The organism is Streptomyces pathocidini (assembly GCF_001418495.1).
In the GTDB taxonomy this organism is placed as follows: domain Bacteria; phylum Actinomycetota; class Actinomycetes; order Streptomycetales; family Streptomycetaceae; genus Streptomyces; species Streptomyces pathocidini.
Genome location: NZ_LIQY01000344.1, coordinates 1 through 9,089 on the forward strand (window position 1 = coordinate 1; position 9,089 = coordinate 9,089).

At 72.0% G+C, this 9,089-nt stretch carries 7 protein-coding genes and 1 pseudogene; 2 read left to right on the forward strand and 6 right to left on the reverse strand.

Annotation, left to right across the window (positions count from 1 at the left end):
* Nucleotides 1-55: 55 nt before the first annotated feature.
* Nucleotides 56-1,132: a chitinase gene (locus AOK16_RS16785; protein ID WP_055473054.1), complete on the reverse strand. Its 1,077-nt coding sequence runs from the start codon at nt 1,130-1,132 to the stop codon at nt 56-58.
* Between the two features lie 674 nt (nt 1,133-1,806).
* Here AOK16_RS16785 and AOK16_RS16790 point away from each other — a divergent pair.
* Nucleotides 1,807-3,294 (forward strand): tetratricopeptide repeat protein, encoded by a 1,488-nt coding sequence (locus tag AOK16_RS16790; protein ID WP_055473055.1) that lies wholly within the window; start codon nt 1,807-1,809, stop codon nt 3,292-3,294.
* Nucleotides 3,295-3,504: 210 nt separating this feature from the next.
* On the opposite strand, the gene AOK16_RS16795 is transcribed toward AOK16_RS16790, so the two are convergent.
* The 5 genes from AOK16_RS16795 to AOK16_RS16815 all read right to left on the reverse strand — a co-directional run bounded on the left by AOK16_RS16795 (nt 3,505) and on the right by AOK16_RS16815 (nt 8,222).
* On the reverse strand, nt 3,505-4,461 hold the full coding sequence (locus AOK16_RS16795) for a D-alanyl-D-alanine carboxypeptidase family protein (protein ID WP_079101472.1): 957 nt from the start codon (nt 4,459-4,461) through the stop codon (nt 3,505-3,507).
* 89 nt (nt 4,462-4,550) lie between these two features.
* Nucleotides 4,551-5,246, reverse strand: coding sequence for an HAD family hydrolase (locus AOK16_RS16800; RefSeq protein WP_055473060.1), 696 nt, complete (start codon nt 5,244-5,246; stop codon nt 4,551-4,553).
* A 175-nt stretch (nt 5,247-5,421) separates the two neighbouring features.
* Nucleotides 5,422-5,907: an Lrp/AsnC family transcriptional regulator gene (locus AOK16_RS16805; RefSeq protein WP_055473057.1), complete on the reverse strand. Its 486-nt coding sequence runs from the start codon at nt 5,905-5,907 to the stop codon at nt 5,422-5,424.
* A 97-nt stretch (nt 5,908-6,004) separates the two neighbouring features.
* Entirely contained in the window at nt 6,005-7,354 is a 1,350-nt protein-coding gene (locus tag AOK16_RS16810) for an NsdA family TPR-like regulatory protein (RefSeq protein WP_055473058.1), read from the reverse strand.
* A 52-nt stretch (nt 7,355-7,406) separates the two neighbouring features.
* Entirely contained in the window at nt 7,407-8,222 is an 816-nt protein-coding gene (locus AOK16_RS16815) for a class I SAM-dependent methyltransferase (protein ID WP_055473059.1), read from the reverse strand.
* Between the two features lie 373 nt (nt 8,223-8,595).
* On the opposite strand from AOK16_RS16815, the pseudogene AOK16_RS16820 reads away from it, so the two are divergent.
* Nucleotides 8,596-9,089, forward strand: a pseudogene (locus AOK16_RS16820) (FUSC family protein); the annotation flags it as partial.

A 9,089-nucleotide genomic window follows, 5' to 3' on the forward strand; every position in this document is an offset into this window, starting at 1 on the left:
GTCCGCGGCGCGCCGCGGACCTGGCCGGACTGTCAGCGGCTTGAGGCAGGTGCTGTCAGCGGCCCTGCGCGGCCTTGACGTTGTCGCCGAACGTCCAGTTCTTGGCGCCGTCCCAGTTGATCGACCAGGTCATGAGCCCCTTCAGGCTGCCGCCGTACGAGTTCCAGGCCTGCGTCACCAGGTTCGGCGCCATGTAGCCACCCCCGGCCCCCGATTGGGCGGGCAGACCCGGGACCTGCTTGTCGTAGGGAACCCTGATCGTGGTGCCCTGGACGGTCAGACCCTTGTCGAGGCAGTTCGTCTGCGCGGTGAACCCCTCGACCGTCCCCGCGGAGTACGAGTCGCCCGCGCACCCGTACATGTTGCCGTTGTAGTACTGCATGTTCAGCCACCAGAGCCGGCCGTTGTCAGCGTACTTCTTCACGATGGGCAGATACGCGCCCCAGATCGAGCCGTAGGTCACGCTGCCCCCGGTGACGTAGGCCGTCTCGGGGGCCATCGTCAGGCCGAAGTTGGCCGGCATCTGGGCGAGGACGCCGTCGATGATGCGGATCAGGTTGGCCTGCGAGGCCGACAGCTGGCTGATGGTGCCGCTGCCGACGAGGCCGGTCTCGATGTCGATGTCGATCCCGTCGAAGTTGTACTGCTTCAGGATCGGCACGATCGTGGCGACGAACCGGTCGGCCACGGCGCTGGAGCTGAGGTCGATCCCGGCCGCCGCCCCGCCGATGGACATCAGGACCGTGAGCCCGTCGGCCTTGGCCTGGCACATCTCGGCCGGGGTCGGGACCTTCACGGTCGGTTCCATCCCGTCCTCCCAGAGGACGGTGCCGTCGGAGCGGATGACGGGGAAGGCCGTGTTGACGACGTTGTAGCCGTGCTGGCGGATGCGGGAGTCGGTGATCGGTGTCCAGCCGAACGGCGGGTGCACCCCGTTCGCCGCGCCGTCCCAGTTCTCCCAGTAGCCCTGGAGAACCTTGCCCGAGGGCCTCGACTTCACCGCACAGGTCTCGGCCGCGGGGGCGGCGGAGGCGGGGGGTGCGGAAGCGGCGGGTGCGGCGCTGGGCGCCGCGGCGGCCAGCAGCGGCGCGACGAGCACCGTCGCCAGACCGACCTTCAGCAGACGGGACATCCGACCGGTCACGCTGGGCTCCCTTCGCGATGGGACGGGGCGTGACGGAACGGTAGATTGGTCCATACCAACAGTCAAGAGGGTTATGCGGATGGGTAATTGAGAGTGCGGGCCCTGTTTTCCCGGCCCTTCGCCGGCAGAGCCAGTAGCTCGGCGGTGCTGTGCTACCGGCCGGTCCGACGATTGTCGGTGGCGGTGGTTACTGTGGCAGGTGACCAGGTGGTGAGACGGGTGAAGGGGGCGCTGTGGAAGCCGAGTTGGCGACCTGGCCGCTACGGGAGCGACGACTCTGGTGTCGCTCATGGTGTCGGACTCCTGGGCCGGGGCCAAGGCCGGACTGGCGCGCTTCTTCGCGCGCGGGGGCGAGGAGGCCGCCGCTGCCGGTGAACTCGACGCCTGCCGCGCGGAGCTGGTGACGGCGCTGGACGCGGGGGAGGAGGCCTTCGCCGAGGACGTGGCGGCGGAGTGGCGGCCGCGGCTGCGCCGCCTGCTCCGGTCCGACCCTGCCGCGGTCGATGAGCTGCGCTCGCTCATGGCGGAGCTGGATCCCGAGGGAGCGGCGGAACCCGGCGGCGGTGCTGTGCACAACAGCATCAGCGGCGGCACGGTGAACGGCCCGGTCGTCCAGGGCCGGACTTCCACGGGCCGACCTTCCACCTGCCGAAGGAGCAGCGGTGACCGCCGTCGGCCCGCCCGGTGGGTACGGGGGCGCGCGGCCGCCTTCCGTCGCCAACCACCTGTCCGGGCACGCCGGCGGCCCGGTCGTCCAGGCGGGGCGGATCCACGGCGGGATCGCGTACAACTACCACCTCCCGCCGCCGGTGCCGGACGACGTGCCCGACCAGGTCCCGGCCGTGCGGCGGTTCACCAACCGGACCAAGGACCTCTCGGCCCTGGACAGCTGGCTCGCGCGGTACGCGGCGGATGCCCCCGGCATCGGCGTGCTCAGCGGGCTGCCCGGCGTGGGCAAGACGGCCATGGCCTGCCGATGGGCCGGGCTGGCGCGGGAGCGGTTCCCGGACGGCCAGATCTACGTCGACTTCGCCTCCTTGCGCGACCGGGCGGGCAGTGACGTCTCCGAGGCCGTGGGCATGTGCCTGAGAGCCCTGGGAGTGAGCGACCAGTACCTTCCGGGCAGCCTCGCCGAGCGGGTGGGCTGGTACCGCACGCGGTCGGCCGGGCGGCGCATGCTGCTCGTGCTGGACGACGTGACCGAACCGGCCCAGGTGACCGCCCCGGTCCCCAAGGGGCGAGGCAGCGCCGTACTGGTCACCAGCCATCGGGACCTGAGCGAACTCGCCCTGGACCAAGCCGAGTTCCTGCGTCTCGAACCGCTGGACCGGGACAGCGCCCCCGCCTCCCGCCCCGCCGCCGAGCAGGGCGCCGACGGGGAAGTGTGGCCGCTGGCCGAGGCGTTCACGGTCCTCTTCCTGCACCACCGGCACCTCGGCGACTGGAAGGAGTCGCTGGAGCTGGGGGCGGCCGCGGCCGCGCGGGCGGGCGAGCCCGCCGCCGAGGCGCGCCTGCTCAGCCTGCTGTCCCGTCTGCTCCTGGACCTCGGCGAGGACGACCGGGCCCGCGAGGAACTCCAGACGGCGGTCGCCCGCGCCGACGCCTCGGGGCATCCCGTCCTCCGCGCTTCCGTACGGGAGTTCCTCGGCCGGTACTGGGACCGCGCCGATCCCGCTCGCGCCATCGCGGTCCACCGGGAGGCACTCGACCTCAACACCGCGGCCGGGGAGCGGCGCGGCGCCGCCATCGCGGCCTACTTCCTGGGCGCCGCCCAGGACGCGGCCGGTGACCACACAACAGCCCTGGCCACGCTGCGCGGAGCCCGCGGCGAACTGCTCGAACTCGGCGACGCCCGCATGGCCGCCCGCGCGGCGGCCGCCATCGGCCTCGCCCACGGCCATCTGGACGAGCCGAGCGCCGCGCGTGACGAACTGCGCGAAGCGGTACGGGTGCTGCGCGAGCAGGACGCACACCACTACGAGGCCCAGGCCCTGGTCGTGCTGGCCGACCTCGCGCCGCGCACGGGCGAGGGCCCCGCCACCGTCAGGGAGTACCTGGCGAGAGCCGTCGAGATCCATGAGGAGGGTGGCAGCCCAGCGGCCGAGGCCCTGCGGGAGCGGCTCAACCGCCTTGAGGAGACGCCGGATTGAGAGATCCCAACCTGCCCCACAACCCCCTGAAACGCGCCACACCTTCGCGCCGTTGACGCCCCCACCGTAAGCCAGCCCGCTACCCGTGCCCCGCCGGGCCCTGCCCGGCGGCGACTCCGACAGCACACCGCCCCGACAGCACACCGCCCCGACCGGAATCGATCCGGCCGGGGCGACGCGGTGGGAAACCCGGCAAAAACTGACGAGTTGTCAGTCCTGCTGGGCGCCCTTCGGGAGTTGGCGGAGCTTCATCGACGTCTTGGTGCCGAACGCCCAGTCGAGCATCTTCTTGGCGTCCGGGTACCGGTTGCTGTCGTTGAGGATCACGCCCACGACCGTGCGGCTGCCCCGCTTGGCCGCGAACAGCAGGCACGGGCCCGCGGCGGTGCCGGTCCCGGTCTTGATGCCGATCGCGCCGCTGTAGGAGCCCAGCAGCTTGTTCGTGTTGTACCAGGTGTACGTGCGCCCGTTGGTGGCCTTCTGCTTCGTGCTCGCCGCCTTGACGACCGTGGCGAAGGACTTGTTGGCGATGGCGTGGCGGGCCAGCCTCGCCAGGTCGTGCGGCGTCGAGACGTTCTTGCCGCCCTGCGAGATGCCGTCGAACGAGTCGAAGTCGGTCTTCGACATGCCCAGCGCGTCGGCCTTCTTGTTCATCTTGGAGATGAACGACTTGGTCCGCGCGCTCGCCGTGCTGCCGGTGCCGAAGGTGTCCGCGAGCGCGTACGCCGCGTCGCACCCGGAGGGCAGCAGCAGCCCGTACAGCAGCTGCCGGACGGTGAGCTTGTCGCCCGTCTTGAGGTCGGCCGTGCTCGCGCCGTTCTTGGCGACGTAGTCGCGGTAGGCCTTCTTGACGGTGACCTTCCTGTCGAGGTTCACCCCCTTGGTGTCCAGCACCACCACCGCGGTCATCACCTTGGTCGTGCTGGCCATCTGGCGCTTGGTCTCACCGCTCTTGTTCCACAGCCCCTTGTTGGAGCCGCTGTCGAGCAGATAGGCGCCCTTGGCGGTCACGCCGGACGGGCCGCTCGCGGCCTGCGCCACGCTCGCCGGCGCCAGGACCGACAGGGCGGCCGCCGAGGCGACGACCGCCGCTCCCCACCGGCGGACAGGTATTTGTCCGTCTTTCAATCCATACTCCGTTCCTCGTGTGCGAATCGGACAGTGCATCTTCGCACTGCGCGGCACACGGGAACTGCGGGGCCTGTGCAGTCAAATGCCGGTAAAAGAAAGGTGGTTTGGAGGTCAACCTTCGGCGGTCAACGCTCAGGGTGCGCCCCGGTGACCCAGGCGAAGGCGGCCTCGGCGTCGAACTCGCCCTGCCCGCCCGCGTACAGGAGCCCGGCGGTGGCGAACGCCGGGTCGCCGGCGGTCGCTGAGACATACGGGATGCCGATGCAGCGCATCCCCGCGCGGTGCGCCGCCTCGGCACCGGGCGCCGAGTCCTCCAGCACTACGCAGTCCGTCGGCGCCGAGCCCAGCCGCCGGGCCGCCTCCAGGAACACGTCCGGCTCCGGCTTGCCGCGCGGGACCTCCTCGGCCGAGACGACCGTCCGCATCACCGAGCCCAGCCCGGTCGCCCCGAGCACCGCCTCGATCGCGGCCCGGGACGAGCCCGACGCGACGGCCATGGGCACCCCGGCCGCGTGCAGAGCCGCCACGAACTTCCGCATCCGCGGGAACACCTCGGTCGCCGCCGCGGCCAGCTCCAGGTAGAGCCGGTTCTTCCCGGCCAGCAGCTCGTCCACCGGCGCGTCGATCCCGTACTCCTGGCTGAGCATCTCCAGCGTCTCGCGCGTGCCGATCCCGATGAACCGCTCGTGCTGCTCCCAGGGGAAGTCGGCGACGCCGTACCGCGCGAGCAGCCGGCGCGCGGCCTCGTGGTAGTTCGGTTCGCTGTCGACCAGCGTGCCGTCGAGGTCGAAGATCACGGAAGGGGGGTTCGTGCCGCTCATGCCCACCAGCATGCAAGACGCGTCTCCGGCGGCTGCCGGCGGGTCCCGCGCGACGCTCCGGGACCGGTCGGCGGGCCACCGGAATCGGCAGCCGATACGCGCCGTCGTCCGGCGCACGGGGCCGACCGGCACACCACCGGCAGCGGGCACACGGCAGTCAGCAGGCACACGTCGGTCAGCGGCCCGGCCCCGCCGCCCGCCCCACCGCCTCGATCAGCGGCAGCATCCGGTGCGGTACGCGCTCCCGCAGCGCCACCTCCGTACGCGTCCGCACCACGCCCGGCAGTTGGATGAGCCGCTGGATGACGTCCTCCAGGTGGGCGTTGTCGCGTGCCACGACACGGGTCATCAGGTCTCCGCCGCCGGTGATCGAGAACGCCTCGATGATCTCCGGCACCTCCGCGATCGCGTCCCCCACGTCGTCCAGATGGCCCTGGGTGACCTCGATGTGCACGAAGGCCAGGACGGGGTGGCCGAGCGCGGCAGGGGACAGGCGCGGGCCCGAGCCGGTGATGACGCCCGTACGCTCCAGCCGGTCCAGCCGCGCCTGGAGGGTGCCGCGCGCGATGCCGAGGATGCGGGCGTACTCGCGCACGCTGGTGCGCGGCTGCTCCAGCAGCAGCCGCAGGATCCTGGCGTCCAGCGCGTCGACCGCAGCCATGGCCGACTCCCTTCCACGGAGGCTGCCGACTGTACCCATGGCACAGCCGAACCGGGCAGATCGCGCGATCCGGCCCGACGGCACGGCGGCCGGCCCGCTATCCGGCCCGGTACGGCAACGCGCCCGCCCGTCTCAGGACGAGCCCCGCGGCGGGGCTGAGGCGGTGCGGCCGGAGGTCCCGCCGGAGTTTCCCGAGGAGGCCGTCGGCCGTACCGGACTGGATGAGGGGGTAGTCGTCGAGGAACTTCTGCCAGGCGGCACAGGCCGCGTCGATCTGTCCGAGGCTCAGGAGAGCGGTCGCGAGTTGGGCCTGGGTCAGCGCCCTGGACCGCAGCTCCCGGCCCGGTCTGAGAGACAGCGAGGTTTCCAGGGCCCGTACGGCGGCTCGCTGGTCTCCCAATCCCCGGAGCGCCATGGCCTGCTGATACGCGAAGGCGCTCAGCGGATACGAGCCGAACGGCCCCGGGGCGCTCTCGGCCGTGGTGGCCAGCTGTTCCGCGTCGTGGAGCGAGGCCAGGGCGCGGGCCCGGTCGCCGTCATGGGCCTGGGCCACCGCGAGTTGGGCCAGGGCGAAGGCCTGCACTGAGGCGGGGGCCGTGCCGCCGACACGTACGGCCTGCTCGGCGAGGCGCAGCGCGGCCCGACGATGGCCGAGGTCATGGGCCTGCGTGCTCATGAGGCGGAGGGCGATGGCCGTGGTGGCCCGGTCGTTCGCCTCGGCCGCCAGCCGCAGCGAGAGCCGGAGGTAGCGCTGTGCGAGGCCCTGGGCCCGGATGTCCGTGTGCATACGGGAGATGAGCAGGGTCAGGCGCGCGGTGTTGATCAGCAGGCCGTCGCGGACCGCGGGAGCGCAGGGCGCGCGCAGCCACGCCGAGACGCTCTCGGCGAGCAGCGTCGCGAGGGCCCTGCGGCCCTGCTCCCCTCCCAGGCAGTCGACGAACGGCGCGAAAGCGCTGACCGCCGAGTCCAGCAGCAGGACATGGGAGCGGCCTACCCGCTCTTCGCCGTTCCCGCAGGGCTGCCTCGCTCCCCAGGGGATGCCGACGCGTTCGGTGTCCGCGAGGCGGAAAGGGGTGTGCCTCAGGGCGCGGGTGCGGGCGGGATCCAGCTCCGCCGAGGAGACCTCCGCGAGACGGTGCGCCGCGCACCCGCAGCCGCGTGCGGCCGCCGCCGGGTCCGGGACGGAGGGATCCGGGGCCAGCCCCAGCATGGCCGCCGTGACGGGCCGCGACAGCCGCCGGGAGAGCGCCTCCTCGATCAGGGCCACGCTCTCGGGGCGTGGCCGGACTCCGGCGAGCCAGTGCGAGACGGACGTACGGTCGTACTCGAGGCGGACGCCGGTTTCTCTGCCCAGCAGGTTGACGTTTCTGGCCAGGGATTCCTGGGTCCAGCCCGCCTCGGCTAGCAGGGATCGCAGGGCCTGGTTGGGGAGTCGGCGCGCGGGCATGGGACCTCGCCCAGGGGAGGGGATGGTGCGGTGCCCGCCTCGGGGCCGGAGGTCACCGGGGCCGCCGGCCCCAGACCGACAGCATGAGGAAGGGCACGTCAGTGAACTTCCCGCTGTCCAGCAGCTCCATGCTCTCGGGCCAGTCCCGGGGTTCGAGCATCCCCAGCTCCAGCAGGGCCGGTTCGATGTGTTCTATGGAGATCCGCCAGAACGCGTTGCAGTTTCCGCCGACCCCCACCTGGCCCGGGGTGGCGTCGAGTCCGATGTCCTCCAGGCCGGCCTCAGCGAACAGCCTGGGCAGGGCCTGGGCCCAGTGGAGGTCGGCGCCCATCTTGGTGGCGGCCAGTTCGACCAGGGCGCGGAGGCAGCGGTCGTGGCCGTTGCGGCGCTCGCCGATCGCCGAGTCCAGCGTGATGACCCCGTCCACGCACAGCCAGCCGCCCGGGGCGACCCAACTCGCCATTCTGCCGAGGACTTCCTCACGGCTCGGCAGGTGTTCGAGCAGGGCCCGGGTGTGTACGAGGTCGAACGAGCCCTCCGGGAAGCTCTCGTGCACGACGTCGTGGCGCAGCACGGTCAGGTTCGGGATGTCCCGGCGCAGCAGGCTGGTGTCGATGTCCGTCACGACGACTTCCCCGGGGGCGCACGCGGAGGCCAGCCACTCGGCGATGCCTCCGGCGCCACCGCCCAGCTCAAGGCAGCGCCAGCCCGAGCGCAGGCCGCGGGCGGTGATGGCGGCCCGGGTGGCGGGATCGCCGAAGGCCTCCAGGGCCTGCAGCCGGCGGTGTTCGAGGGGTAGCTGGTGGTTCAGGAGCCCGGCTCCGTAGGAGCTCTCGGGCCGCTTCTTCTCTTCGGGTGCTGTTGGCATGGTGGCCCCCTGACGCCCGCCCCGCGCGAGCACGTTCTACGCGAGCACGTTCTAGGGAGGCTAGCGGCCGCCGTGCGCCGGGATGAGCGCCGTTCAACACGTTCAACATGCCCGGGTACGGATGCCCGTCGGTGGTCCATTGGCCTGCTGATGGGCGTCCTGTGGCTGCTGGACCAGTGCCAATGGACCAGTCGAAAAGGGGATCGGTTGTGCCATTGGTGGCGGGGATGATGTCATGAACCGTCGATGGCGCTGCGGGATCCGCGGCGCCCTTTTCATGTGCTGACTCATGTGCCTGTGTGCGCTGCCTCGCGCGCCGGTCGAGAAGCCGATCGGGGAAGCCGACCAGGAGAGGGCGGAAGTGCTGAAGCGGATGTTCGCGTTCCCGGACCCGGGGCTGCTGCGGTTGCGGGTCTCCGTGCGCGCCGTCATCGGTGTCGCCGCGGCCGTCGCCTGCGCCGAGCTGTCCGGTCTCTCGCTGCCCGCCTCGATCACCGGTGGCCTCGCGGCCCTGCTCGCGCTCTTCACGGTCGGCGACCCCACGGTCCGCCGCCAGGCGGTCACGACCGCCCTGCTCCCGGTCACCGGACTCCCGGTGCTCGCCCTGGCCACCGCGCTGCACGGGCTGCCGCCGCTGCGCGACGTGGCGTTCCTCGCCGTCGTCTTCTGCGGCGTCTACGCCAGGCGCTGGGGGCCGCGCGGGCAGGCGCTCGGCATCTTCGCGTTCATGATGTTCTTCGCGACGCAGTTCCTGCACGCCGTCCCCGCCCAGCTCCCCGCGCTGTTCGCAGCCGTGCTGATGGGGCTCGCCGCCTCCTCCGCGGTGCGGTTCGGCGCGTGGTGCATCGAGCGGCGCACCCCGCCGCC